General features: G+C 39.1%; 20 protein-coding genes. 12 read left to right on the forward strand and 8 right to left on the reverse strand.

Going from position 1 to position 25,795, the window contains the following annotated elements:
- Positions 1 to 113: 113 nt before the first annotated feature.
- Together NU09_RS13860 and NU09_RS13865 are read right to left on the reverse strand one after the other, a co-directional pair.
- Complete coding sequence (locus NU09_RS13860) at positions 114 to 917, reverse strand: DUF5689 domain-containing protein (RefSeq protein ID WP_129751900.1); 804 nt, start codon at positions 915 to 917, stop codon at positions 114 to 116.
- A gap of 2 nt (positions 918 to 919) precedes the next feature.
- Positions 920 to 3,820: a carboxypeptidase-like regulatory domain-containing protein gene (locus NU09_RS13865; RefSeq protein WP_129751901.1), complete on the reverse strand. Its 2,901-nt coding sequence runs from the start codon at positions 3,818 to 3,820 to the stop codon at positions 920 to 922.
- A 103-nt stretch (positions 3,821 to 3,923) separates the two neighbouring features.
- Between NU09_RS13865 and NU09_RS13870 the strand changes: the two genes are divergently transcribed.
- From NU09_RS13870 to NU09_RS13880, 3 genes are all read left to right on the forward strand, one after another.
- A complete protein-coding gene (locus NU09_RS13870) occupies positions 3,924 to 5,003 on the forward strand; it encodes an endonuclease/exonuclease/phosphatase family protein (RefSeq protein ID WP_129751902.1) in 1,080 nt (359 codons plus the stop codon).
- A gap of 60 nt (positions 5,004 to 5,063) precedes the next feature.
- Positions 5,064 to 5,603 carry a 3-hydroxyanthranilate 3,4-dioxygenase gene (locus NU09_RS13875; protein ID WP_129751903.1) on the forward strand — a complete coding sequence of 180 codons (540 nt, stop codon included), beginning with the start codon at positions 5,064 to 5,066 and terminating at the stop codon, positions 5,601 to 5,603.
- A gap of 204 nt (positions 5,604 to 5,807) precedes the next feature.
- Positions 5,808 to 7,355 (forward strand): aldehyde dehydrogenase family protein, encoded by a 1,548-nt coding sequence (locus NU09_RS13880; RefSeq protein WP_129751904.1) that lies wholly within the window; start codon positions 5,808 to 5,810, stop codon positions 7,353 to 7,355.
- Between the two features lie 54 nt (positions 7,356 to 7,409).
- Here NU09_RS13880 and NU09_RS13885 read toward each other — a convergent pair whose 3' ends face one another.
- Both NU09_RS13885 and egtB read right to left on the reverse strand, forming a co-directional pair.
- Complete coding sequence (locus NU09_RS13885) at positions 7,410 to 8,363, reverse strand: L-histidine N(alpha)-methyltransferase (RefSeq protein WP_129751905.1); 954 nt, start codon at positions 8,361 to 8,363, stop codon at positions 7,410 to 7,412.
- Between the two features lie 3 nt (positions 8,364 to 8,366).
- Entirely contained in the window at positions 8,367 to 9,515 is a 1,149-nt protein-coding gene (gene egtB / locus NU09_RS13890) for an ergothioneine biosynthesis protein EgtB (protein ID WP_129751906.1), read from the reverse strand.
- A gap of 634 nt (positions 9,516 to 10,149) precedes the next feature.
- On the opposite strand from egtB, the gene NU09_RS13895 reads away from it, so the two are divergent.
- The 3 genes from NU09_RS13895 to NU09_RS13905 are packed head-to-tail and all read left to right on the forward strand — an operon-like array spanning position 10,150 to position 13,546.
- The gene (locus NU09_RS13895) at positions 10,150 to 11,526 is read left to right on the forward strand and encodes a PcfJ domain-containing protein (protein ID WP_129751907.1); all 1,377 of its coding nucleotides are present in this window, start codon (positions 10,150 to 10,152) and stop codon (positions 11,524 to 11,526) included.
- 34 nt (positions 11,527 to 11,560) lie between these two features.
- Positions 11,561 to 12,958: an RtcB family protein gene (locus tag NU09_RS13900; protein WP_129751908.1), complete on the forward strand. Its 1,398-nt coding sequence runs from the start codon at positions 11,561 to 11,563 to the stop codon at positions 12,956 to 12,958.
- A 36-nt stretch (positions 12,959 to 12,994) separates the two neighbouring features.
- Positions 12,995 to 13,546, forward strand: coding sequence for a tetratricopeptide repeat protein (locus NU09_RS13905; protein ID WP_129751909.1), 552 nt, complete (start codon positions 12,995 to 12,997; stop codon positions 13,544 to 13,546).
- Positions 13,547 to 13,582: 36 nt separating this feature from the next.
- Here the strand turns inward: NU09_RS13905 and NU09_RS13910 are convergent, their stop codons facing one another.
- A complete protein-coding gene (locus NU09_RS13910) occupies positions 13,583 to 14,311 on the reverse strand; it encodes a metallophosphoesterase family protein (protein WP_129751910.1) in 729 nt (242 codons plus the stop codon).
- A gap of 115 nt (positions 14,312 to 14,426) precedes the next feature.
- On the opposite strand from NU09_RS13910, the gene NU09_RS13915 reads away from it, so the two are divergent.
- Together NU09_RS13915 and NU09_RS13920 are read left to right on the forward strand one after the other, a co-directional pair.
- Complete coding sequence (locus NU09_RS13915) at positions 14,427 to 15,827, forward strand: T9SS-dependent choice-of-anchor J family protein (RefSeq protein ID WP_129751911.1); 1,401 nt, start codon at positions 14,427 to 14,429, stop codon at positions 15,825 to 15,827.
- 109 nt (positions 15,828 to 15,936) lie between these two features.
- Complete coding sequence (locus tag NU09_RS13920) at positions 15,937 to 18,105, forward strand: T9SS-dependent choice-of-anchor J family protein (protein WP_129751912.1); 2,169 nt, start codon at positions 15,937 to 15,939, stop codon at positions 18,103 to 18,105.
- 29 nt (positions 18,106 to 18,134) lie between these two features.
- Here NU09_RS13920 and NU09_RS13925 read toward each other — a convergent pair whose 3' ends face one another.
- The 3 genes from NU09_RS13925 to NU09_RS13935 are packed head-to-tail and all read right to left on the reverse strand — an operon-like array spanning position 18,135 to position 20,931.
- Complete coding sequence (locus NU09_RS13925; protein ID WP_129751913.1) at positions 18,135 to 19,274, reverse strand: ATP-binding protein; 1,140 nt, start codon at positions 19,272 to 19,274, stop codon at positions 18,135 to 18,137.
- Positions 19,275 to 19,279: 5 nt separating this feature from the next.
- Positions 19,280 to 20,032 (reverse strand): SDR family NAD(P)-dependent oxidoreductase, encoded by a 753-nt coding sequence (locus NU09_RS13930; RefSeq protein ID WP_129751914.1) that lies wholly within the window; start codon positions 20,030 to 20,032, stop codon positions 19,280 to 19,282.
- A gap of 29 nt (positions 20,033 to 20,061) precedes the next feature.
- Positions 20,062 to 20,931, reverse strand: coding sequence for an aldo/keto reductase family oxidoreductase (locus NU09_RS13935; protein ID WP_129751915.1), 870 nt, complete (start codon positions 20,929 to 20,931; stop codon positions 20,062 to 20,064).
- Between the two features lie 261 nt (positions 20,932 to 21,192).
- On the opposite strand from NU09_RS13935, the gene NU09_RS13940 reads away from it, so the two are divergent.
- From NU09_RS13940 to NU09_RS13955, 4 genes are all read left to right on the forward strand, one after another.
- Positions 21,193 to 22,197: an AAA family ATPase gene (locus NU09_RS13940; RefSeq protein WP_129751916.1), complete on the forward strand. Its 1,005-nt coding sequence runs from the start codon at positions 21,193 to 21,195 to the stop codon at positions 22,195 to 22,197.
- Between the two features lie 83 nt (positions 22,198 to 22,280).
- Entirely contained in the window at positions 22,281 to 23,144 is an 864-nt protein-coding gene (locus tag NU09_RS13945; protein ID WP_129751917.1) for a DUF58 domain-containing protein, read from the forward strand.
- Positions 23,145 to 23,168: 24 nt separating this feature from the next.
- Complete coding sequence (locus NU09_RS13950) at positions 23,169 to 24,791, forward strand: hypothetical protein (protein ID WP_129751918.1); 1,623 nt, start codon at positions 23,169 to 23,171, stop codon at positions 24,789 to 24,791.
- The gene (locus tag NU09_RS13955) at positions 24,791 to 25,795 is read left to right on the forward strand and encodes a vWA domain-containing protein (RefSeq protein WP_129752072.1); all 1,005 of its coding nucleotides are present in this window, start codon (positions 24,791 to 24,793) and stop codon (positions 25,793 to 25,795) included. Before NU09_RS13950 ends, NU09_RS13955 begins: the two co-directional genes overlap by 1 nt.

Genomic DNA, 25,795 nt, shown 5'->3' on the forward strand with positions numbered 1-25,795 from the left:
AAGAGCACGCTAAGAACAGACGCTCAGAATTTGTGATCGTGAAGAAATAATTTTTCATTTTATTATTTATTACATAGTTTTTAAAGCCCTGTACTTAGTGCGGGGCTTTTATTTTAAAACCTTTCTTCAGTTAATTTTAAATCTTCAATAGTGCGTATCATAAACTGGTACGTAGTGCCATATTTGGTTAAAATGCCCCTAACCTTACCACTATTTTCAGGGACAGTATTTCCTCCAAATGTTGCAAAGCTGCTGGTACGGAAAATCAGTGTATTTCCGCTTTCATCAGTAAGCAAATAATTTGTTCCTCCGCCAATATCATTATCGGCATCATAAAACGCCTGTCCAATAGCATCATCAGTAAATTGAATGTTGTTTATTTCCACAAGTCTGTTTAAGTAACTGTCATCCTGAAGTTCAGTTATAGAAATATGCTGAACCATTGTTTCTTCATCAACCACGGTACACGAACGGTTAAGTATCGAGCTATATTCGTAAGCGGAAAATCCTGTTATGGTAGCGAAACCATTGTAAACAGAAAGATTACCTATTTGAAGTGAACCATTGTAATTTCTGTAATAAGTGTTTTCAAGTTTAATTAATATTTTACGTCCCGGTTCGTAGCTCACAAAAGTGGATGTCGCATCAACAGAAGCATTAAAACCAAACAATCCGTCTGTCGATTGAAAAGAAATGGTCTTATAAAAGTTACCGTTTTCATCGCTTGAGGTCACATAAGCTTCGATAATATCATTGGCAGTATATTCCTGAATATTTCCTGTTGCGACAATATCCTGAGGCTCTATTGTTTTTACCAATGAGGTTTCTGTGCATTCCAGATTGGGAATATTATAATCATCATCGTTTATGCAGGATACAAGAGATAATGTAAGCAGTAAAATTATATATTTTTTCATGATTAGAAGTTGTAATAGATATTTAGGTAAAAAGTACATCCGTAGCTGTAAAAATATTTGGGACCGAATGAAGGCGTGCCACTGGAAACATCCTGATTCAATTGCCTGTAATTGGCATTACGTGCCTGCTCATAGCCTCCGGTTTTATAAATACTATTGAATACGTTGTTTACACTGGCAAAAAAGCCCAGATAGGTTTTCTTCTTAACCCGCCACGATTTTCCGCCTACTATATTCATCAGGAATATATCATCAAACTGTTCCTGTTTAAGAAGTTCCTTCGCTCGTTGCTGAGTGGATTCGGGAAAAGGAAATCCGTTTGCATCCTGTGGGTTTTTAAAGAAATTATCTGTTCGTAACAGTGCAGAAATATCAAGATAGCTTCCGGTAAGGTAATTGGCATTAGCGCCAATCCACCAATATTTAGGATCTCTGTACTCAAATCCTAACGAACAGGCCTGCTGTGGCATTCCCGGGAGTTTATAGTTTTTAAGTTGTGATTCCCCAAAATTTGTAGTGGGCGAAGTGGCTGTATTGGGAAGATTTACTTCCTGTTGTAATGAGGCAAAGGCATCATTATTTACATATACTGTTGGGTTGCTGCTGTAAGTATACTGACCGTAAGCAAAGCTAAAAAGGGCTTTTAATGTTGTGTTGAAACTGTACTCAACACCCAGCTCGGTTCCCATCATTCTTTTATTTAAACCTATAACGGTTTCTGCTATAAAAGCATTAGTTTCTGCATTCTCTCCCTGATAGATGCCCTCTGCAAAAAAGAAAGATGTTTCGGTAGTGTTATTTATCTGAGTATAGAATGCCGTAAGCCTGGCTTTGAGTTTTGGAATTCTGATTATACAGGCAGCATCTACAGAAGCAATATTCTCAGCTGCTATTTCCGGAACTATAGTGTTGTTCAGCCGGGCATTGGGGAAAGTATTGCGTAGAGCAGGCGCTTTTGTCGTATAAAGGCCGTTTACAGCAAACATTAACCTTCCTGTTAATTTGTATAATAAACCACCTTTAAAACCGAAATTATCAAACGATACTTTTTCGCTCTTGCCAAAAGAGTTATTGGCATAAATACCATTTCGGTACATGCCTTCTCTCTGATAGTCTGAACGGGAATAGCTTTGTGAAAGATAAAAATCGGTTTTTTTATACAGGAATTTAAACTGTGTAAAAGCATCGGCCTGAGTTGCATATAGATTGTAATTGTAGCCAAAGGTATCGCCTACGCCAACAGTCCTGTTTGGATTATTAAGATCGGATTGTGCCTGATTACCGGTAAAAAAGGGGTCAATATCGTTATAATAACTGCCACCCAGTAAATCCAACAGTTTTTGATAATTGTGTGATTTTAGTTTTTTAAATGAAACACCGGCATTAAAAAGAATATTATTTGATAACTGCGATTGTAATATGGAGTTTACGGTTAATGTCCTGTCATCATTTCTATCCTCATATAAAACATATTTGCTTACATCGGCAACACGCCCGGTTTCAATATTATTACTGTTTGTTACCGCACGGGTATTGGCAAGATACATGTTGTTCCAGTTAACCTGCGGGTTTGCTGTAAAACTTTGCAATGCCTGCTGGCTTAATGCCATATTTTCGGGGCTGTTGCCTGTATACACACCGCCCAGTCCTCCCGGTTGATAAGCCTCCTCAGGTACTGATGAAGGGTTGTTATTGTACTGCGAATTATAATAGCTGGGCAGGTTGCGATAAAAAGCTGGATCGGGATTGGCGACATTCTGAAAATCGATACGGCTGTTGCCTATTTTACCAAACTGATATGCTATGTTAGACTGAAGGCTGTTATGGCTGTTTATTTTGTAATAATGGGTGAGCATGAGTATCGGCTCTTCAATATCAATATCGCGTGAATTCCTTTTCCTGTCATTTTGGTAACCCCAATAAGAATTATATTTTTCACCCATAAGATTTGTTACTTCCTGAGTGTTGGCAGAGTTTTTACCGCGGCTGCTTTGGGCATAAATTCCCGTAAAGTTAAGGCCGTGGCTATCATTAAGCGTTTTTTCCACACTTACAAAAAGTGAGTTGCCGCCGTAATCGATTCCCTCAAAATTAGCTTCTTCTGCCCATCTGAGTGAAGCGGAAATTACATAGGCAATTCCTTTTTTATTCATCCCCGAAGCATAGGTTGCCATAGTGCGCCAATTGTAGGATGTATTGGTAGAAGTAAAGGAAATTCTTGATCCTTTTCTGAAAACCGATGCACGGGTATTAATCTCTTGAGTACCTAAAAGTCCACCGAAAGTATAATCGGATGCTGTGGTGCCTAAACTAAATTCCTGATTTCGGGTCGCATCATTAAGTCCGCTCCAGTTGTTCCATTGTGGCCGTCCGTCACTTATTTTATTCATCGTCACCCCGTTTATCAATGTGGTGGCATACTGGCTTTCCAGTCCACGGCTTTTATATCGTGCCTGAGACCAGTTATAGGCAGCAGCCTGTTGCAGTACATCTTTTGAGGCCTGTAATAATCCTGAAGTATTATCGGAAACAATGTTATCGTTTAAATCATCTTCGGTAAGGGTAATAAGACTGAGCTGCTGTTCGGCTGTAAGGTCGGATTCAAGAAGGGTTATTCCCAAGTCCATTTTCCTTTCTGGCACAACGGTTAGGTTATAGGTCTGCGAAATATATCCGCTGCTGCTTATTACCAAAACCTGTTTTCCTGCAGGGACTTCCAGTATAAAAACACCTTCGGAATTCGTAATTGCCGTCTGGTTGGTGCTTTGTAATGTGGCTATTGCATTTTCTATGGGGTTGCCGCTTTGCATTTCGAGCACTTTGCATTGTACGAGTGCCGTTTGCTGTGCATAACAGACAATAGAGAATAATATGAATAAAAAGCTGGCATGCAGTTTTTTCATTAGTAGGTAAGGTGCTTGGTAAGTAATTTCTTAAAGCTGTAAATATAGATTTTTTGCCAATAAATTTTAACTTTGAAAACAAGCTTGTTTTAAATTTTACTGAATGAGGAGAAAAATTACTATAAGCATTTTGGTTTTATTTTGGTTTTCCTGTGTTTTTGCACAAGGAGAGAAGAAGTATATGGTACACACCGTAGCTTTTTACAATGTGGAGAATTTATTTGATACCATAAACGACCCCAAAACCAACGATGAGGAATTTCTCCCTAATGGTGACTACTACTGGAATACGGAAAAATACCAGAAGAAACTGGATAATATTGCCGCTGTGCTGGCAGACATAGGTAAGGAAACCAATACCGAACCGCCCAGTATTATAGGACTTGCCGAGGTGGAGAACAGGATGGTATTGGAAGACCTGGTAAAGAACACTAAGCTAATAAATACCGGCTACGGTATTATACATTTTAATTCGCCCGACAGAAGGGGAATTGATGTAGCGTTGCTGTATGATAAGAAAAAATTCAGGCCCGAGAGTTACAAGAGTATTCCTTTAGTGCTTACTCTGGATGAAAAAGGAAGGATAGTGGATTCGCCCGACACACTAAGCACCGTAAAAACACATAAATATTTTACCCGAAGTCAGTTGCTTGTTTCCGGATTGTTAGACGGGGAAGAATTTAATTTTATTGTGAGTCACTGGCCGTCAAGAGGGGGAGGAGAAAAAAAAACCAAGCCCTACAGGGATGCGGCTGGCAAGCTTAACCGAAAGATTGTAGACTCCCTTTTTGCCATTAACCCACAGGCTAAGATTATAACCATGGGCGATTTTAATGATGGTCCGTACAATAACAGTGTGCGTAAGGAACTCGCTGCAAATGACAGAAGGGAGCAGGTAAAAACGCAACAGTTGTATAACCCAATGGGAGATATGATTAGAAGCGGAATGGGATCTGTAGCCTATAGGGACAGCTGGGATATTTTTGACCAGATTATACTCTCCGAGCCGTTGATACATGATGATTTTTCCTCTCTGGAATTTTGGAAAGCAGGAATTTATAACAAAACATACATTACACAAACCAGTGGAAAATACAAGGGCTATCCGCTTAGAACATGGGATGGGGTAGTAGGCTACAGCGACCATTTTCCTGTTTTTATATATCTCATAAAAGAAATGTAAAAACATTTAATCCTGTTTTTCATTTTGCGTACCTTAGTGTAAAATTTAAAAAGCCTTATCATGGGAGCCATGAAACCATTTAACCTTAACAAATGGATTGACGAAAACCGCCATCTTTTAAAACCGCCTGTAGGAAACAAAAACATCTATCCGCTTTCTGATGATTATATTGTGATGATAGTTGCAGGGCCTAATGCCCGTAAGGATTATCATTATAATGAAACCGAAGAGCTGTTCTATCAGCTGGAAGGAAGGATTAAAGTAATTATTCAGGAAAATGGAGAGCGTAAGGAAATGGAACTTAATGCGGGGGATATTTACCTGCACCCGGGTAAGGTGCCGCATTCGCCTGTTAGAAGTGAAGGGTCTATAGGTCTTGTGGTGGAAAGAAAACGTGCAGGAAGAGGCTTTACCGACGGGCTTTTATGGTTTTGTGAAAACTGCAATAACAAACTGCATGAGGTGTATTTTGAACTTCATGATATTGAAAAGGACTTTTTGCCTCATTTTGAACATTTTTACAATAATGAACAACTGCGAACCTGTAAAAAATGCGGTACAGTTATGGAAGCCGACTCAAGATTTACAACTAAAAGGTAGTATTTGTATTTTGTGATATCTAATTTATATCAGTTTTTTAAGTGACTGTCAAAGTTTATACTCTGAATAGTAAAAACTTATTTTAATCCTGATTTTTATAGCCTCCTATTACTATTTTATAAACAAAATGCCACTTTTAATGATTAAAATTAAAAAAGGCATATATTTGTAAAATATAACATTTAAAAGCATAAAAGTTAAAAAATGGCAACACTTACTGATCAGTTTGGTATTCAGGAAGCCCTTTCAAAACTGGGCATAAAGGAAATAAACAATGGTACATCAACAGGGAGTAACAGTTTCGCTAACGGCGAGATTATCGAATCTTACTCTCCGGTAGACGGTACCCTTATTGCAAAAGTAAAATCTTCTACTAAGGAAGATTATGAAGCAGCTATGGTAAAAGCACAGGAAGCTTTTAAAACATGGAGGCTTATTCCTGCACCAAAAAGAGGTGAGATTGTTCGCCAGATGGGTGAAGAACTTCGTAAATACAAAGAGCCGCTGGGACAGCTTGTTTCTTATGAAATGGGTAAAAGCCTTCAGGAAGGTTTAGGTGAGGTTCAGGAGATGATAGATATATGTGATTTTGCAGTAGGTTTATCACGTCAGCTTTACGGACTTACAATGCATAGTGAAAGGCCAATGCACCGTATGTATGAGCAGTACCATCCGGTAGGGATAGTAGGTATTATATCTGCATTTAACTTCCCGGTAGCGGTATGGAGCTGGAACTCGATGCTGGCTTGGGTATGTGGTGATGTTTGTGTTTGGAAACCAAGCGAAAAAACTCCATTATGTGGTATCGCATGCCAAAATATTATACAAAAAGTATTAGAAAGAAATAATGTTCCCGAAGGTGTTAGCTGTTTAATAAACGGCAGGGAAAACGGAGATCGTATGAATACTGACAAACGTTTACCGTTAGTATCGTTTACAGGTTCTACACGTGTGGGCCGTCATGTATCTAAAACAGTTGCAGAGCGTTTTGGTAACACTATCCTTGAGCTTGGAGGAAACAATGCCATTATAGTGTCTGAACATGCTGATCTAAGCATGGTACTTGTGGGCGCTGTGTTTGGCGCAGTAGGTACTGCAGGACAACGTTGTACTACAACAAGAAGGCTTATTATTCACGAAAGTATGTATGATAAAACTATTGATGTACTTAAAAATGCCTACGGCCAGTTAAAAATAGGTAACCCTCTTGATAGTAATAATCACGTAGGGCCGCTTATTGATAAGGATTCTGTAAAGAATTATCTTGAGGCAATTGAGAAAGCAAAAGCAGAGGGCGGTAAAGTAATTGTTGAAGGCGGTGTAATGCAGGGTGAAGGTTACGAAAGCGGATGCTACGTTAAACCATGTATTATTGAGGCTAAGAACAGCTTTGAGATCGTACAGCACGAAACATTTGCCCCAATACTTTATGTAATGAAATATACTAACCTTGAGGAAGCTATTGCAATGCAAAATGATGTTCCGCAGGGTCTTTCATCTTCAATCTTTACTCAAAACATGAGAGAGATGGAACTATTCCTTTCTCAGGCAGGGTCTGATTGTGGTATTGCCAATGTAAATATAGGTACTTCGGGTGCTGAAATTGGTGGTGCTTTTGGTGGTGAAAAAGAAACAGGCGGAGGCCGCGAGAGTGGTTCTGATGCATGGAAAGCATATATGAGAAGACAAACCAACACAATAAACTACGGATCTGAACTGCCATTGGCACAAGGTATCCGTTTTGATTTGTAATTAAATTTGTTAAGTTGTTATGTGTAAAAAGGCTGCCAATTGGCAGCCTTTTTTTTATTTTTTAATCCATAAGGTGTCGGTAAAATAATGCCTGCAATCCATAAAATTCTTAACTACTTCAAATCCCGTTTCTTTAGCTAACCCTGATATTTCCTCAAGGCTGAATTTCTTTGAAAGCTCTGTCCAGATCATTTCGTCTTTGTCAAAAGAAAATTCAGTGTCCAGTACTTTACTGTAAAATCGTTGCTTTTTAAGGCTTATCAGGTATGTATGTACTTCGCCGTTTTCGGGGTTGTAAAAACTGTAAAAGTCAAACTGATCCAGGTTAATATCGGCATCCAGTTCAGTATTTATCCTCTTTAGAAGGTTCATGTTAAAAGCTTTGGTAATACCGTGCGGATCGTCATACGCTTTTTGAACAATACGAGGGTTTTTTTGCAGGTCCATACCCATAAGCAGCATGTCTCCCTTTTTCATTCCGGCATTAAACTTTTTAAGCAGTTCGGCAGATTCATCGTGCAGGTAATTGCCTATGTTTCCTCCCATAAACAGAAAAAGGTTTGGGGTTTTTGTATCCTGCATATTTTCAAGTACCTCAAAATAATCGCCTGTTTGAGAATTCATTTTTACTTCCGGCAGTGCCGATGTAATGTTCTTTTCCAGTGCATCAAGCGCTTCCTGAGAAATATCTATCGGGATATAAGTAAAATCGGCACCTTTGTCCAGAAAAGCTTTCAGCATCTGCCTTGTTTTCATTCCGTCTCCAGACCCGAATTCCACAATATTAAACGGACCTTTAAACTGCAGTGAATCCAGTATGTGGCCCGATTGTCCTGTAAGTATTTCAAACTCACAGCCTGTGGGGTAGTACTCTGGCATTTTCATGATCTGCATAAAAATACGGCTGCCGTTGTCGTCATAAAAATATTTAGACGGGATATATTTTTCTTCTGCTTTAAGCCCTTCCAGTATGTCTTCTGCAAAGGCGGTAAGTGTGCTTGTGTTCATTTTTTATCGTTTTGCCAAACGGATACCGGTAAACTGCCAGCGTTCGTTTGCGTGAAAAAAGTTTCTGTAAGTAATTCGGCTATGGTCTTTAGAAGTAGCAGAGGAAGCACCTCGCAAAATCATCTGATTAACCATAAACTTTCCGTTATATTCGCCTATCGCCCCTTCGGGTTTTGCAAAGTGAGGATAAGGCAGGTAAGCGCTGTTTGTCCATTCCCATCGTTTCCCCCAGTCCAGTTGAAGGGCAGCTGCTTCCCACTCAAACTCCGTAGGGAGGCGCATTTTTTTCCATTCCGCATAAGCCCAGGCCTCATAAAAACTGATGTGTGTTACTATAGCATCCGGATTTACTTTTTGCAGTCCTGCCATCGTAAACATGTGCCACTCGTTATCTATTTTATGCCAGTACAACGGAGCCTCAATATGGTTTTCATTTACCCATGCCCAGCCTTCGTCGTGCCAGTAATTAAAGTTTTGGTAGCCTCCGGCATTAATAAAGTCCAGATATTCTGCATTTGTTACCAGTGCCTGAGATATTTCAAATGCTTCAAGGTATACTTTATGCCTGCCGTGCTCGTTATCAAAACTAAACCCGTCACCATTAAACCCTATTTCATAGATTCCTTCGGGAAAAGAAATATATCCCGATTGACTATTCTCCTGATTCTCCCATTCAAGGTTTTCGTTGTAAACAGGGAACAGCGGGTTACATCCCAAAATGTATTTTATATCGGTTAGCAATAACTCCTGGTGCTGTTGTTCATGGTTAAGGCCTAGTTCCACCAGTTCATGAACCTGTGGATCCTTGAGCTGTAACAGCAACTGCATGTGCATATCAATGTAATTGCGGTAATCGTATACCTCAGAAACGGTAGGACGGGTTATGTGCCCGCGTTCGGCTCTAAAAGTGCGATTGCCTACCGTATTGTAGTAACTGTTGAATAAAAAGCAGAAGTCCTCGTTGTAAACTTTATAGTCCGGCAGGTGTTTTTTTAATAGGAATTCCTCAAAAAACCAGCTGCTGTGAGCAAGATGCCACTTGGGGGGACTCACAAAATTTACGGGTTGCGGTATATAATCCTCTGTAGTAAGAACACTGCAAATATCTTCTGTTCTCTTTCTTATATGGTTGTATTTGTCAATAATACTCATGGTTGTAAATCAGGTGTATAGTACTAATTTACGAAGAATGTTTACAGAGGGTGTTTTTAAAAATTGTTTTAACCAAATTATAACACACGTTCAAGTACTCTTTTCCAGTAAAATATAGGACTTTATATGTATATGTTTGTGTATTAGTTATTTATTCTAAATTTAAATAAAGGAGAAAATTTTGTTTATTAGGAAATTACTTTACATTTGCAGCTCGAAACGAAAAAATAACAGAAAAAAATAATAACAATGCGTTTAATAAAATCTACATACCAAAACGATCTTGCAGGAAATTTCCCTGTAATGGTGCCGGGTTTTATTGCGCACAGTTTTTTTAGATAGTCTGACAGCAAATCTATAATACGCAAGCCCGGAACTGAAAAGCTCCGGGCTTTTTTTATGCAATGAAAAAATGTAACGACAACATACAGATAATCAGCAACCAGTCATGGACAGGTACTGTATTTTTTGAACCGGATAATTCCTGAAAGGAGGAATAGTACCTTTATATTAGGTAAGCCCGGTTCTTAATTGAATCGGGCTTTTTATTTAAGCAAAGATTTAAAAAACAATAAATGATTAGAATCACAACAACAGGCATCACCTAAAAGTGCTGCCGTAAAGCAGTAAAACTATGGAAACACAAGTAACAATGGCTATGGCAGCTATGGAAGTAAGGGCGACAGGTTTTGTTGCCATTGTAGAAAGGGCCAGTAAACAGCCGCAGGATCTTATTGGGAAAGGAACGACAATAGAAAGTGCTATTTGTTACTATTTCTCAACAATGAGTGCCGTTAACCATGTTTGGAGAAGGGAAACCTTTAAAGGTATACTTATTCACATATACAGTGAAGGTTGTTATACCATGCTAAGAAACCCTGAATTTATAGGGGTCTTGGCAAACATGAGTTTTTTTGGTAATAAGATGGTTAGGAGTGTTGATGCCTGGAAAAAAGAAGGCTTTACGGCAGAAGACCAGTTAAAGAATTTTGTAAAACACTGTTTCGCACAGTATGATGTTCCTGAGTTTATGGTAAATGCTTTTGGCGAGGAGAACAAAGTACATATGTTGTGGTATATCCAAATGGGTAGGGGAGACAGTATTAAGAAACTTAGTGGTTTTCCTGTTACGTTCACAGCTAAAATGGCTCACGAATTCAGGAATACGCCAAGCGATATGTCTCTAAAAAAAGCCATAAGGAGGGCGCAGGCTTTAGGTTTTGGCGCTGAAAAACAAAGGGCTGAACTAATTGCGTGGTCTGCTTTGAGTGAAAGTTTTGAAAACGAAACCTTCAGGACAGCATTGGTGAAGTTTTTTGCTACTGTAAAAGGTGAGATTAGCCTGGATGTGTTTCAAACGGTTTTAGAATATATATTCTACATGAGAGTCCAAAATGCTACATTCGGCATGAGAGGCAGAACATGGGACGCTTTATTGAGGCAAGCGGTTGAATGGGAAAGGGAGATGTTGAAGAGAAAAGTTGCGGAAAGCTATAACCAATGGAAACCAGCAGCAATAACTAACTTTTATATTGAGGAAGAAGATGTTGTATTTAGCATTGTACAGTTAACAAACTCTGAAGCAATATATGAGGAAGGTTATGAGATGTCTCACTGTGTGGCCGATTATACAGATGCTTGTGCAGGTGGCGAATCGGCTATTTTCTCTTTGAGGAAATTTACTCATGAAAATAGCGAGTTTGAAAGGCTTGCTACCATTGAAGTTGATGTTGTTGCTAAAGAAATAGTTCAGGCACAGGCCAGGTATAATGAAATGATTAGTGAAAAAGCCAATGAGGTGATTATTAAATGGGCCAAACAGGAAGGGCTTTCTGCTGATTATGATTTTTATGTACCTATACATAATGAGCCAATGCAGATGCATATCGAGAATTATGAACCTTACAGAGATGCAGGTTTTAAGGAGTCAACAAGTGAAAGGGATATTGCCTATATAATAGTAGCTGTTATTAAAATCTTGTGGCTTATTGCTAAATGCAGTCAGGCATAATAATATGCCTGGCTTAATTTAAAAAGTAAAAATTATGGCAAAATTAAAATTAAGAGGTAAAGACCTCATAGATATAGGATACCCGCAAAATAAATCAATAAGTATTGCAATAGCAGCTATGCTTAAACATTATAAGCGGGAGCCTAAAGAAAAAGTGCTCAGGATGCTTAAGGAAGTCCTCCATGCTCCTGAGCAGTTTAAACAGGATGGCATATTCGGGAAAATAGCCGAAACACTTACCGATGTAAAGAAAACCGAATTCAGGAAACTGAATGCTAACCGTGCACCGTTTACCATTTTTGGTGAAAATGAGATTGAAAGCAGTGCGAAAGATCAGTTATATACGGCCCTTAAACTGCCTGTATCTAAAGCGGGTGCTCTTATGCCCGACGCGCATCACGGTTACGGTTTACCTATTGGGGGTGTACTGGCTACCGAAAATGCGGTAATACCTTATGGCGTGGGGGTAGATATTGGCTGCAGGATGTGCCTTAGCGTGTATGATATTAAACCTTCGTTTATAGAAGGGCATAAGGATAAGTATGTAAACATACTTGAAAAGCAAACTCGTTTTGGTATGAGTGAAGTGCATGGCAGGCCCAATGATCATGAGATTTTTGAAAGGAGCGAGTTTAAGGATATTCCTTTTGTAAAGAAACTTAAGGATAAGGCCTATAAACAGTTGGGGACTTCGGGCGGAGGTAATCACTTTGTGGAGTTTGGTATCATTGAGGTAACATCACAGGATGATGTGCTTAAAATACCTCCCGGGCAGTATGTAGGAGTGCTTTCCCATAGCGGATCAAGGGGGCTTGGTGCCAACATTGCCAAGCAGTATACTTATCTGGCTATGAAGCAAACACCACTGCCTAAGGAAGCGAAGCATTTGGCTTGGCTGGATCTTAACACGCATGACGGACAGGAGTACTGGCTGGCCATGAACCTCGCCGGAGATTATGCCTCGGCATGTCACCATGATATCCATAAAAGGATAGCAAAGGAACTAGGAGCAAGGCCTCTGGCTATAGTGGAAAACCACCACAACTTTGCCTGGAAGGAAATAATTGATGGGGAAGAGCTGATAGTACACAGAAAAGGAGCAACACCTGCCCAAAAAAATGTACTGGGTATTATACCGGGCTCTATGACCGCACCTGGTTATATAGTAAAAGGCAAAGGAAATCCGTTGTCGCTAAGTTCGGCATCTCATGGTGCAGGCAGGGTGTTATCGCGTTCTGAGGCAAAAAGGACACTTACGCGAAGCGACCTTAAAAAGGTACTCAACGACTACGGGGTTACGCTTTTAGGTGCAGGAATGGATGAAGCTCCTATGGCTTATAAGGATATTACCAAAGTAATGGCTAACCAAACCGAACTTATAGATGTGATAGGAATGTTTATGCCAAAAATAGTCCGAATGGACAAAGGATAAAATTAATTGCTGCAAAGCAGCAAAAAGACAATAACAATGGGAATTAGTACCTATGAAGTGATGTATATCCAGGCATTGGATAATTACCCTTTTAATGTGGAAGAATGTATAGAAAAACTGCAGTATGTAATTGCAGCCGATGATGAGCATGCGGGAGCGCATTGCCTTATGGGACTTATTTATGAAGAGCAGTTAAAAGATTATAAGCAAGCCGAGTACTATTACAGGATGGCATTGTACCTTGATAGGGATTATTCTCCGGTATATAGTCATCTGGCGGGGCTTTTAATAAATTTAGGAAGGCTGGAAGAAGCACTCGCAATTATAGATGCGGGATTAAGAGTTCCCGGTATCGATAAAGCCTCTATGTTATATTATAAAGGCTTGCTGTATGAAAAGTTTGAGATGTATGCTACGGCAATACAGTATTATACTGATGCTAAAAAGGTATGTCTTAACAATAGTTTTATGGATACTATGGATGAACATATAAAAAGGGTTAAAACCAAAAAAGGAATGGATAAAAAGTCTGAAAAAAATAAATCAGACAAAAAGCAGGAAAAGAAGAAAAAACAAGAACTTTCCTGATAGGTAAAAGACGGCTCGTAGCCGTCTTTTTTATTATTAATTCCTTCCGTTTTCCTCTGGATAAAGTTTGTATACCGGGTCACTCTGCCAGTATTCCTTAGTATCGGCATCCATTATGGTAAGCGGGCCCTTAAAAGCGGCTCCGGTATCAATATTCCATACATTGGCTTTGTTTATAGGAGTGGTTTCGCCTATACGGGTTACCGGTGTATGGCCTATGAAAATTTCTTTATACAGGGTGAAACGTTTGGGGTAAAGCGGGTCATTCGGATCCATAGACTTGTCTAATGCCAGTGCGGTTTCCCAAAGCGTCCTTTCCCAATAGAACATTTTGCTGAAGTATTCGTGCTTTACGCCATTAAGATTGGTAAATCCTGCATGCACAAAAAGACGGTTGTCTTCGTCAAGATAATAATCTTCCAGGCTTTCCAGAAAAAGTATGTGAAGCTGTTTCTTTTCCTCGCTTACCTTCAGGTAAGAAGCTGTGGTTACCTGTCCGCCATGCATAAACCATTGTTCGGTATGTTGCCCTGTAACCAGCCATTTTAAAAGGAGGTCGTCATGATTACCCCTCATAAAAATGCAATGGTATTTTTGCTTTAGCTGGATAAGAAAATCTATAACTTCAGGTGATTGCCCCCATCCGTCTACATAATCTCCTAAAAAAATGAGGTGGTCATTTTCGGTTACCGCCGCCCGTTCCAGTATTTGTTCCAGTGCCCTGTAAGCACCATGTATATCACCAATTACAAGTGTTCTGCTCATTTTACAAGTTTACGAAAAATACAGGATAAGAAAATTTAAAATGAATATAAAACTGGAGTGGCTAATATAAATAAGTAAAAAATGTATTTTAGTGCCTTAAACTAAAAACCACATAATGAAAACAAAAATCCTTACCTTATTTCTGGCGATTTCGCTGGGATGTTTTGCACAAACTGATGTCGAAGGCTTTGAAAGTGAAGTCTTTCCACCCGATGGCTGGACTATGTATGACAATGGATCAGGATATATGAAGTTTTGGCAACAAACCTTTCCGGAAAATCCTATTTTGCCTTCTTATGAAGGAGACTATGCCGCTTTTATAGATCGTGAAAATGTACCTAATATCAATGATGTTCCACAAGACTGGCTGGTAACTTCCTTAAAAACAGTTTTAGGAGACAGCCCTGTTGTACATTTTTATTCCAGACTTACTCTACAGGGAGATCAAGGGAGTGTATATAGACTTATGATAAGTACTGATTCTGATCCTGGAAATCTTGATGCTTATATTACATTAAAGCAGTGGTCTGAATTTGAAATCAATCCGGTACAAGCTGAATATAATGAAATATATGTTCCTGTGCCTTTAGAGTTTGTAGGGCAACAGGTTTATTATGCTTTTGTAATGGAAGCTGATTATGGAGACAGATGGTTAATAGATAATGTATCTTTTGAGGAAGATTATTGCGGACTGCCTACTAACCTTAATGCGGTTACTACAACTCCTAATTCTGCTACTTTAAGTTGGACAGGAGGAAATGAGTCACTTTGGGAAGTTGAGCTTCTTGGTTCAGATGAAGTACCTGCTAACGAAGGAGTGCTGGTAAATCAAAATTCGTATACTGTTGAGGGATTGGCTGCCGGGAATTATGAGTTTTATGTAAGAGCGGTATGTTCTGAAACAAACATAGGCTTGTGGTCAGGGCCGTACAATTTTGAATTGTATAATGGTATTGAAGGTATTGTAAGTTTTGACAGTGATAATGACAAAGAATGTGACAGCGGACTGGAAGGTGCTGAAGTAATACTGATTATAAACGATGGCGAACAACAATACACTACTTATACAGATAATACGGGGTATTACAGTTTTTATCCGCTATTCTATAATTCAGCAAATGTAAGTGTAAGTGTTACAGCTCCGCAAAATTTCAAAGATATAGATCCGGTAACAATGTTTGTTGATTTCAATGAACAGCCGGATGTGAACATTGATATGTGTTTTAATAAAGTAAGGCCTATACCTTGTTTTATTGATTTGACAAAAAGTATAAATCAAGATACTAATATTCAGCTTTCTTTATATCCTAACCCGGCAACAGACAAGTTGTATTTTAACATGCAAAACAATGAGCAACTTAAAGCTGTTGAAGTATATGACATAAACGGTAAGCTTTGTTTTAAACAAGATAATTTACAGGGAAGTATAGATATACAATCCCTTAAATCAGGCTTTTATTTTATAAGGCTTACCACGGAAACGAAAACAATAAATCAGAAGTTTATCAAGAAATAAAAAGTAAAGAGGCAGGTTAAAACCTGCCTCTTTATTATAACAGAAAGGTAAATATTGCGAATTGTTAAAGTTTTGTATTTTAGCAGTAAACCAATTAAATTTTTTTGCTATGAAAAGAAAACTCCTTACCGCTTTTTTAGGGTTATCCCTAAGTTGTTATGCCCAGTCTCCTTATGTTGAAGGCTTCGAAGGCGAAGTTTTTCCACCAGAAGGCTGGACTGTTTATGAAAATGGTTCGGGCGTTTTACATCACTGGAAGCAGATCATTATTGATGCAAATGCTATCTATCCTCCTTATGAAGGTGATTATGCCGCTTTTATTGAGAGGGAAAATGTTCCTGACACTGGTCTGATACCAATAGACTGGTTAGTAACACCATTAGTTACTGTACCTGAGGCTAATCCTGTTTTACATTTTTATTCCAGACAAAGCCTTGCAGGAGACCAGGGAGGTAATTACAGAATTATGATGGCCAGCGAAGGTGCCGAACTTTCCGATCTAAACTCCTTTACGGTTGTTCAAAGCTGGACAGAACCTGAGCTTAATCCTGTGTTTTCTGAGTATAAAGAGGTATATGTGCCTATACCGTCAACATTTGCAGGGCAAAATATATATCTCGCTTTTGTGATGGAAGGTGATGAAGCTGACAGATGGTTAGTGGATAATGTATCTTTTGCTTCTTATTGTATACCTCCGGATAATTTAAGCGTTTCTGCTATTACCTTAGAATCTGCTACTTTTACATGGTCAGCGAATAATGCAAGTCAGTGGGAAATTGAAGTGTTACCTTTAGGTGCTGCACCTACCGGTGAAGGTGTTATCGTTGATGAAAATATTTATACTGCAACTGAGCTGGATATGGGTGAGTATAGGTTTTATGTAAGGGCAATATGTTCTGAAGCGTTGCAGAGTTCATGGTCAGGCCCGTTCTATTTTGATATTTTAAATGGCTTTGATGGTGTAGTAAGTTATGATAGTGACGGGGATGAAGTGTGTGACAGTTTTATAGAAAATACAGAAGTGATTATAACCATAGGTAGTGAGCAATATTCTGTTTATACAAATAATCAGGGCTATTATAGTTTTTATGGTATCTTAGATGCTGTGGCTACAGTTTCCGTTCAAATAAATGCGCCTAATGGATTTAGTGATGTTCCTGTTTATGAAGATACATTTGATTTTACTTCTGATGAGGATTTTGCTGTAGATTTTTGTTTAGAGCAGCCCGAAGCAGTTACAGATTTAAGTGTTACTTTGGTTCCCGTTAATCAGGCAAGACCAGGATTTATTGCAAATTATCAGTTATTGGTAACAAATAATGGTTCTGTATCAATACCAACTGCTACAGCTACAATTGAATTTAATGATGTTAGGCTGGACTTTGACAGTTCTCCCAATACATCATCTACTCTAAGCAGTGATGTTGTGAGTTTTGGTTTAACAAATTTGGACGCTTATTCAACTCAATACATTCCGGTTAATTTTTCTGTATTGCCTCCGCCCGAAAATGAAGGAGGAGCGTTTATTTGGTTCTATAATAATGTAACGGTTTTTGAAAACGAGAGTACTCCCGCAGACAATAGCAGTAGCCTTGAACAGGTAATGGTAAATTCATTTGATCCTAATGACATAACAGCACATGAAGGATCTGTTGTTCCGCTTGAAGCAATGGTTGAATGGATGCATTATACTATCCGTTTTCAAAATACAGGAACTGCTGATGCGATAAATGTAAGGATTGAAAATACCCTTGACGATAATTTTGACTGGGATACATTTGAACCCTTGGCCTCGAGTCATGATTACACAGTTTTAAGACATGAAAATGTACTGGAGTTTAAGTTTAATAATATTCATCTTCCTGACAGCACTACGGATGAACTGGGCAGCCATGGTTTTATAACTTACAGGATAAAACCAGGTACATCGTTAACTGCATTGGATACTTTTGAAAATACGGCACGCATTTATTTTGATTTTAACCCAGCTATTATAACTAATACAGCCATTACCTATTTATCTGTTCTTGGGAATGAGGAATTTAATGCTGCTGAGTTTGTATTGTATCCTAATCCGGTAACAGAAAGGCTTTATATAGCTTCACAAAGCGGAGAGAATATTGCATTTGCTGAAGTGTATGATATAAACGGAAAACTTTGCCTTAAACAGGATAGTTTACAGGGCAGCATAGATGTACAATCGCTTAACTCCGGGTTTTATATTATAAAGCTCACAACAGAAACAACAACAGTAAACTATAAGTTTATTAAGAAATAAGAAGAAAAGCAGGTTTTAACCTGCTTTTTTTATGCATATTTCATTTTGCGTAGTACGCGCATTACCTCTTTAAAGGAAACATATACAGCAGGGTCTTCATGAGCTTTTAAGAGTGCTTTTGCGTCTATTAGCTTTTGTTTTGCATCTTCAAAACCGTTAAGATAACAAATCATAAAAGTAGAAGGCAGGTTGGCCATATCACGCTTTTCCCTTTCAGATAATGGTGTACCCTTTTCCAGTTTATGCAGCAAAGCAAGATTGGCGTTGTAAATATGATACATCATTTTGCGGTTATACTGCGGAGGGTCAAATAACAGGTTTGAATTTATCTTATAATAACCATTGTCATGAAAATGAATACTTACTTCTTCCAGCGGATAATAACTGGTCTTGTCATTAAGCCCTAACGATACATATTCGGTAATGGAAAAAGTATCATCTGTATAATCAATACTTACTTCATCTAAGGCTGAGTAAAATAACTTTACCTGCTCATTAATAAGCTCTATATCTACACGGGAGTAATATGTTTTTCCCTTAACCACTTTCTTATTGCCTGCCCAGCATACAATAAACAATTCCTTAAACACTTTATAACCCGAGGTCATATCCTTATGCCGGGTATTTAAAAAGTCCAGGACACCTTCAAGTGTATGGGCTATACTGTTACGGGAATTATTTTCTATATCAATAACCGTGGCTGTATTCTGGTAGTTTAGTGAAGGCACTTCCTCCACAGGGGTCGAGTTACTTCCTAAACGAATAAATATGGTGCCGCCGGGTATAGTATAGATGTTCTTTTTGAAATAAGATATCTTGTTGTTGGGCTTAATGGTTACCAGTCCTACTACCTTGTCCTTTGGTAAATGAGGAAAAGGTACGTTCTCATACTGTATTCTTGGCGGGTTTTCTAAAAACGCATTAACCAGGTTTTGTATACGGCTGTCGTCATAGAAATCGGTACCCGATATTTCATTATCATGATCCTCAACACCCACAACAATATAAGAGTTGTTAGACGGGTTGGAATTTGAAAGTGCACAGATGTGCTTAACAAATTTTGCCTTTCCTTCTTTAGTATGCAGATTAAGCTGGCGCTTCTTGTCATAAAAACTGCTCTCATCATTGTGAGCAAGCAGGTTTTTGATAAGAAGGCGCTTATTAATCATATTTCTTAAACTTTTTTATGCAGAATTGTGGCGCTTGCCTGTGCTGTAGGTAAAACAAGCAGATCGGCAATATTTACGTGGTAAGGCCTTGTTACCACAAAAGTGATAATATCTGCAATATCTTCGGCTTTAAGCGGGGCATAGCCCTTATAAACATTTTCGGCACGTTCCCTGTCTCCTTTAAAACGTACTTCAGAGAATTCTGTTGCAACGAGTCCCGGGTTTATTGCTCCCACGCGTATTCCATATTGATTTAAATCCATACGCATGCCCTGGTTTATGGCATCTACCGCATGTTTAGAGGCACAGTACACATTACCGTTAGGGTAAACTTCTTTTCCGGCAATAGAGCCAATGTTAATAATGTGTCCGCTGCGACGTTCCACCATTCCGGGAATTACCTCTTTAGAAACATAAAGAAGCCCTTTTACGTTAATGTCAAGCATGGCATCCCAGTCATCCACATCGCCATTTTCAATAGGGTCAAGGCCGTGTGCATTACCCGCGTTATTGATTAGTATATCAATGTTTTTTAAATCTTCGGGAATGGATTGTATAGCTTCGGCTACGGCTTCTTTATCCCTTACATCAAAGTTTAGGGTATGAACCCTTGTAAGGGGCGAAAATTCATCCTGCAACTCTGCCAGGCGTTCTTCACGTCTGCCGCAAAGGATAAGCCTGAAATGGTTTTTTGCAAAATAAGTGGCCGTTGCACGGCCTATACCGCTGGTAGCTCCTGTTATTAATGCTGTTTTCATAGTGGTTACATTAGTTAGTATGTTGTTTGTTAAGGTACTTTATTCCCCATACTTTCTGTCCAGATGGCAAACCAGTCTTCCAGTTCCAGTTCAACTTCGGTTGCTTTCATTTGATTTTTAAGCCTTTCAGGACTGGTTGATCCCGTTACCGGAATGATTGCTGCAGGATGCCTTAGTATCCAGGCCAGTAATATTACATCGGCAGTAACTTCATATTTCACAACCAGTTCCATAAGCAGTTTCTTAAGGCGCTGGGTTTGTTCTGTGTCTTCTTTAAAGATGCATCCAATAGGGCTCCATGCTAATGGTTTTATATTGTTTAGGGTCATGTAGTCCAATGATCCGTCAAGCATAGGCTCGTAACAGGTAGCAGAAAACTCTATCTGATTGCAGTAAACCTCGGTACGGGATTTAATCAGTTCTGTTTGCGAATTGGTAAAGTTGGAAACACCAAAATATCTTATTTTTCCTTCTTTTTTTAATTTTTCTACAGCCTCTGCAATTTCATCCGGATTCATCAGCGGGCTAGGGCGATGCAACAGTAAAATGTCCAGATAATCAGTTTCCAGATATTTGAGTGATGCCTCAGCCGAGTTAATAATATATTCTTTAGAGTAATCGTAGTGTTTTACCTTGTTATTGCGGTTACCTATTGTATGTTGTATTCCGCATTTAGAGATGATTTGTACATTCTCCCTTTTTATACCGCTTTGAGTGAAAGCCTTTCCAAAATCGGCTTCGGTGGTGTATCCGCCATAAATGTCGGCATGATCAAAAGTGGTTATTCCGTACTCGATGCAGCTGTGTATCATTTCTGCCATTTCGGCAGTAGTAAAGCTCCTGCTCCAAACACCCCAGTTCATGGCTCCTGCTATGATGGGAGATAAATTAATATCCATAAGTATTTAATAAGATTTTTAGTGTGATAAATTTACACTTTTATATACTTTATTTGGGCAGTACCCGTTTTAATTGCTGCTATTTTTATTGAATTTTTATTTGTTTCAGGCTAAAATTATAAAAACAATTAGCTGATTAAGAGTTATGTTGGTATTTTGATGCAGCATTAACACTATGTTAACAACAAAAATTGAATTTCGGCAATGAATTTGTAATGTAAAAAAAGCTTATTAACTTCACATTTCTAAACTCTATATAATATGGAAGAAAATACTGCCGCTTTAGACATAAGGGCAATAAATGAGAAAATAGAAAGAGAGAGTGCTTTTGTAGACCTGCTTGTTATGGAAATGAACAAGGTTATAGTTGGGCAAAGGTACATGATAGAACGTCTTTTGATAGGACTTTTGGGTCAGGGTCACATTTTACTTGAAGGTGTGCCGGGACTTGCAAAAACCTTAGCTATTAACACCCTTTCGCAGGCAGTACACGGATCCTTTAGCCGTATACAGTTTACACCCGACCTGCTTCCTGCCGATGTGGTGGGAACGATGATCTACAATATAAAACAAAACGAATTCAGTATTAAGAAGGGGCCTATTTTTGCGAACTTCGTGCTTGCCGATGAGATTAACAGGGCACCTGCAAAAGTGCAGTCGGCATTACTTGAGGCCATGCAGGAAAAGCAGGTAACCATTGGGGAAGAAACCTTTAAACTGGAAAAACCTTTCCTTGTAATGGCAACCCAAAACCCGGTAGAGCAGGAAGGTACTTATCCGTTACCGGAAGCACAGGTTGACCGTTTTATGCTGAAAGCGGTTATTGATTATCCGAAAATTGAAGACGAGCGTCAGGTGATTCGTCAGAATCTTGCCGGCAGTTTTGATAAGGTAAACCAGGTGGTAACACTTGAGCAGATCTTAAGGGCACAGCAGGCCGTTCGTGAAGTATATATGGACGAAAAGATTGAGAAATATATACTTGACCTGATTTTTGCAACCCGTTATCCTGAACAATATAACCTAAGTAGCCTTAAACCGCTTATTAGCTTTGGTTCATCGCCAAGGGGTAGTATCAACCTTGCACTGGCTGCAAAATGTTATGCCTTTATCAAGAGAAGGGGCTATGTAATTCCGGAGGATGTCAGGGCAGTGGTACACGATGTACTTCGCCACAGGATTGGAATTACTTATGAAGCCGAGGCAGAGAACATTACCTCTATGGACATTATCAATAAGATAGTGAACCAGATTGAGGTGCCATAGTAGTAATAAAGTCAGATGTCATAAAGAGGAAAGCCTACAGGCCTTTATGACTTTAAAAACTTTAGACTTTACACTGCAAGATTATGGATACAAAAGATATATTAAAAAAGGTACGTAAAATAGAGATTAAGACCCGAAGGCTGAGCGATCATATCTTCTCGGGTGAATATCATACATCCTTTAAGGGTCGTGGTATGACCTTTAGTGAGGTGCGCCAGTACCAGTTTGGGGATGATGTAAGGGCTATAGACTGGAATGTAACAGCCCGTTATAACGAGCCTTATATCAAGGTTTTTGAAGAAGAGCGCGAACTTACCATGATGCTTATGGCAGACGTGAGCGGTTCGGAAAGCTTTGGAACCAAAAGCCAGTTTAAAAGGGAAATAGTTACAGAGATTGCTGCAACTATGGCTTTTTCGGCTACACAAAACAACGACAAGATAGGGCTTATCCTTTTTTCAGACCAGATAGAGCTTTTTATCCCGCCTAAAAAAGGAAAATCACACGTACTGCGTATTATCCGCGAGCTTATTGAGTTTGAGCCCAAAAGTAAAAAGACGGATGTGGCACAGGCGCTTAAATTCCTTTCTGGTGTGCTAAAGAAAAAAGCAATTGTTTTCCTTATCTCCGATTTTATGGCAGCCGATTATGAGCACACGCTGAAAATAGCGGCTAAAAAACATGACATTACCGGAGTAAGGGTTTATGACCCGAGAGAGGAACAAATGCCAAACCTTGGGCTTGTAAACATGACCGATGCCGAAACAGGGGAAACCCTGCTTGTAAATACAGGTTCTAAGCAGGTAAGGCTTGAGTATGAAAAATACTATCAGGATAAGGTAAAATACTTTAAGGAAACCTTTAGCCGATGTGGCGCAGGCGCGGTAAGCACGCGTGTAGACGAGTCGTATGTTACTAAGTTACTGGGCTATTTTAAATCACGATAGTTTAGGTTGATAATCATGATAAAGATGACCAAAACAAAATTATATACGTTTTTGTTACTGCTTTTTGCGGTTACCGTTTTCGGGCAGCAAAAGCGGTTAGAAACCAGTATAGATTCTACCAAAATAAAAATCGGGTCGCAGTTTAACCTTACTTTAAAAGCTACTGTCGACAGTACTTCTGCCGTTGGTTTTCCCGAAGGAAAAACCTTTGGGCAACTGGAAGTATTGGAATCCTATCCGACAGATACGATAAAGAAAGGTGCGCTGTATGAACTGATAAAAAAATACGGACTTACACAGTTCGATTCCGGCCGTTATGTGGTACCGGGACTTCCGGTTATTATAGACGGCGAGCCTTTTCAAAGTGATTCACTTGCCATAGAGGTAACCAATATAAAGGTGGATACCCTTAAACAAAAAATGTATGACATTAAGGATGTTGCAACTGCCGATTCTAAAATGAGTTGGCTTTGGTTATACATCTTACTAGGGATAGCGGCAATAGGTGTTGCAGGCTTCTTTGCATACAGGTATTTTAAAAACAAGAAGGTAGAACCTAAACAGGCACCGGTTGTATTTAAATCGCCTATAGAAAAAGCAACCATTCAGCTTAGAAACCTTGAAAGCAAAGAACTTCTGCAAAAAGGAGCCATAAAGGATTACTATAGCGAACTTACCGATATTGCCCGTACTTACATTGAGGAAGCTATCCATGTACCTGCAATGGAAAGTACCACAAGCGAACTTATTGAAGCCATGAGGCAGGCGGTAATGCGTAAAAGGATGTCGCTTAGCCGTGAAACTTTTGAAGAACTGGAAAGGGTACTTCGCACTGCCGATATGGTGAAGTTTGCAAAATCCAAACCTATGGAGTTTGAAGTGGCAGAAGACCGTAACAGAATAGAAAAAACCATAGTGGTTATCGATAAATCCATACCTGAAGAAAAAGAGGAGGACGAAGAGCACACACTTGCCTGGCTTGAAAAACAGCGCCAAAAGAAAGCTAAAAGAAAGCGAAATATCATTATTGGAGGTTCTATGGGTTTAGTGGTGGCGCTTATCGTTGGCTTCCTTGTGTTTAAGGGAATGAGCTTTATCAAGGATAACTTTTCTCCAACCAATGAACTCTTAGAAGGGCAATGGGTAAAAAGTGAATATGGTAACCCTGGTGTGATAATAGAAACACCAAAAGTGCTGAAAAGGCAGAACACCGAAAAAATGGTGCCTAAAGATGCTGCTGCCATTGTTAAGGATATGGAAATATTCAGCTATGGTATTATGTTCAGCAACTTTAATGTTATGGTTTCTACTGTGAGTTACAAACAGCAGGTGGATATTAAACTTGATATGCTTTTTGATGATACTGCCAAGCAATGGGAAGCCATGAAGGTAAAAGATATACTGGTTAAGCAGGAAAGTTTCAGTACTGCTGACGGCGCTGAAGGTTTAAGGGCTTTTGGAAGTATGGTTATGCCAAACCCATTGAGCGATGATGGAGTTAAGTACGATTATGAAATACTTTATTTCAAACAGGCTAACGGAGTACAACAGGTAACCATGGTGTACCCGACAACCGATGAATATGCACCAAAAATAGTGGACAGGATTAAAAACTCAGTCGAATTTAGAAAACGTACTCAACAATGATGAAAGACGTAACATTTTTACATCCGGCATTCTTTTGGCTGTTCACATTACTGCCTCTGGCAATAGGCTGGTACATATGGAAAAGAAGACAACAAACGGCAACGTTAAAAATAAGTTCGTTAAACGGGTTTAAGGTTAAGCCATCACTATTGGCAAAAATAAAGCCTGTACTGTTTGCTTTCAGGTTACTGGCATTGAGCGCCATGATAGTGGCACTGGCAAGGCCCAGAAGCGTGGATGTTGACAGCAAGACAAAAACCACTCGTGGTATAGATATCGTTATGGCGATAGACGTGTCCGGAAGTATGCTTGCAAAGGATTTGAAACCTAACAGGCTTGAGGCACTTAAAACTGTGGCGGAGAAGTTTGTGGACGAAAGACCTAACGACCGTATCGGTATAGTTGTATATGCAGCCGAGAGTTACACTAAAACCCCTGTTACCAGCGATAAGGAACTGGTTAAAAGTGCAATTGAATCGGTTAATTATGACGATTCCGTATTACAGGATGGTACAGGTATAGGTGTAGGGCTTGCCACGGCCGTAAACAGGCTTAAGGAAAGTAAGGCAAAAAGCCGCGTAATAATATTACTTACAGATGGTGTAAACAACTCCGGATTTATAGACCCGAGGATGGCTGCCGATATTGCTAAAGAATACGGAATTAAGGTATATACCATTGGGTTGGGTACTAACGGCATGGCACAAATGCCTTATGCAAGAAGAGCAAATGGCGAGTGGGTTTATCAAACCATGAAAGTGGAAATTGATGAAGCACTTATGAAAGAGATTGCCAAGAAAACAGACGGACAGTATTTCAGGGCAAATTCCAACAGTAAGCTGGAATCTATTTACCAGGAAATAAACAAGCTTGAAACAACCGAGATAAAAGAGCTTAAATATTATAACTATACCGAAAAGTACAGGCCATACCTCTGGTTTGCTTTCGGGTTATTATTAGTTGATGTTGTAATTAGAAAAACGGTTTACAGAAGTTTTATTTAA

The sequence above is a fragment of the Flavobacterium beibuense genome, from assembly GCF_004151245.1.
Taxonomy (GTDB): Bacteria; Bacteroidota; Bacteroidia; order Flavobacteriales; family Flavobacteriaceae; genus Flavobacterium; species Flavobacterium beibuense_A.

Coding starts and splice junctions, on each gene's coding strand:
- NU09_RS13860 (WP_129751900.1), bottom strand. CDS start 917: ATGAAAAAATATATAATTTTACTGCTTACATTATCTCTTGTATCCTGC.
- NU09_RS13865 (WP_129751901.1), bottom strand. CDS start 3,820: ATGAAAAAACTGCATGCCAGCTTTTTATTCATATTATTCTCTATTGTC.
- NU09_RS13870 (WP_129751902.1), top strand. CDS start 3,924: ATGAGGAGAAAAATTACTATAAGCATTTTGGTTTTATTTTGGTTTTCC.
- NU09_RS13875 (WP_129751903.1), top strand. CDS start 5,064: ATGGGAGCCATGAAACCATTTAACCTTAACAAATGGATTGACGAAAAC.
- NU09_RS13880 (WP_129751904.1), top strand. CDS start 5,808: ATGGCAACACTTACTGATCAGTTTGGTATTCAGGAAGCCCTTTCAAAA.
- NU09_RS13885 (WP_129751905.1), bottom strand. CDS start 8,363: ATGAACACAAGCACACTTACCGCCTTTGCAGAAGACATACTGGAAGGG.
- egtB (WP_129751906.1), bottom strand. CDS start 9,515: ATGAGTATTATTGACAAATACAACCATATAAGAAAGAGAACAGAAGAT.
- NU09_RS13895 (WP_129751907.1), top strand. CDS start 10,150: ATGGAAACACAAGTAACAATGGCTATGGCAGCTATGGAAGTAAGGGCG.
- NU09_RS13900 (WP_129751908.1), top strand. CDS start 11,561: ATGGCAAAATTAAAATTAAGAGGTAAAGACCTCATAGATATAGGATAC.
- NU09_RS13905 (WP_129751909.1), top strand. CDS start 12,995: ATGGGAATTAGTACCTATGAAGTGATGTATATCCAGGCATTGGATAAT.
- NU09_RS13910 (WP_129751910.1), bottom strand. CDS start 14,311: ATGAGCAGAACACTTGTAATTGGTGATATACATGGTGCTTACAGGGCA.
- NU09_RS13915 (WP_129751911.1), top strand. CDS start 14,427: ATGAAAACAAAAATCCTTACCTTATTTCTGGCGATTTCGCTGGGATGT.
- NU09_RS13920 (WP_129751912.1), top strand. CDS start 15,937: ATGAAAAGAAAACTCCTTACCGCTTTTTTAGGGTTATCCCTAAGTTGT.
- NU09_RS13925 (WP_129751913.1), bottom strand. CDS start 19,274: ATGATTAATAAGCGCCTTCTTATCAAAAACCTGCTTGCTCACAATGAT.
- NU09_RS13930 (WP_129751914.1), bottom strand. CDS start 20,032: ATGAAAACAGCATTAATAACAGGAGCTACCAGCGGTATAGGCCGTGCA.
- NU09_RS13935 (WP_129751915.1), bottom strand. CDS start 20,931: ATGGATATTAATTTATCTCCCATCATAGCAGGAGCCATGAACTGGGGT.
- NU09_RS13940 (WP_129751916.1), top strand. CDS start 21,193: ATGGAAGAAAATACTGCCGCTTTAGACATAAGGGCAATAAATGAGAAA.
- NU09_RS13945 (WP_129751917.1), top strand. CDS start 22,281: ATGGATACAAAAGATATATTAAAAAAGGTACGTAAAATAGAGATTAAG.
- NU09_RS13950 (WP_129751918.1), top strand. CDS start 23,169: ATGACCAAAACAAAATTATATACGTTTTTGTTACTGCTTTTTGCGGTT.
- NU09_RS13955 (WP_129752072.1), top strand. CDS start 24,791: ATGAAAGACGTAACATTTTTACATCCGGCATTCTTTTGGCTGTTCACA.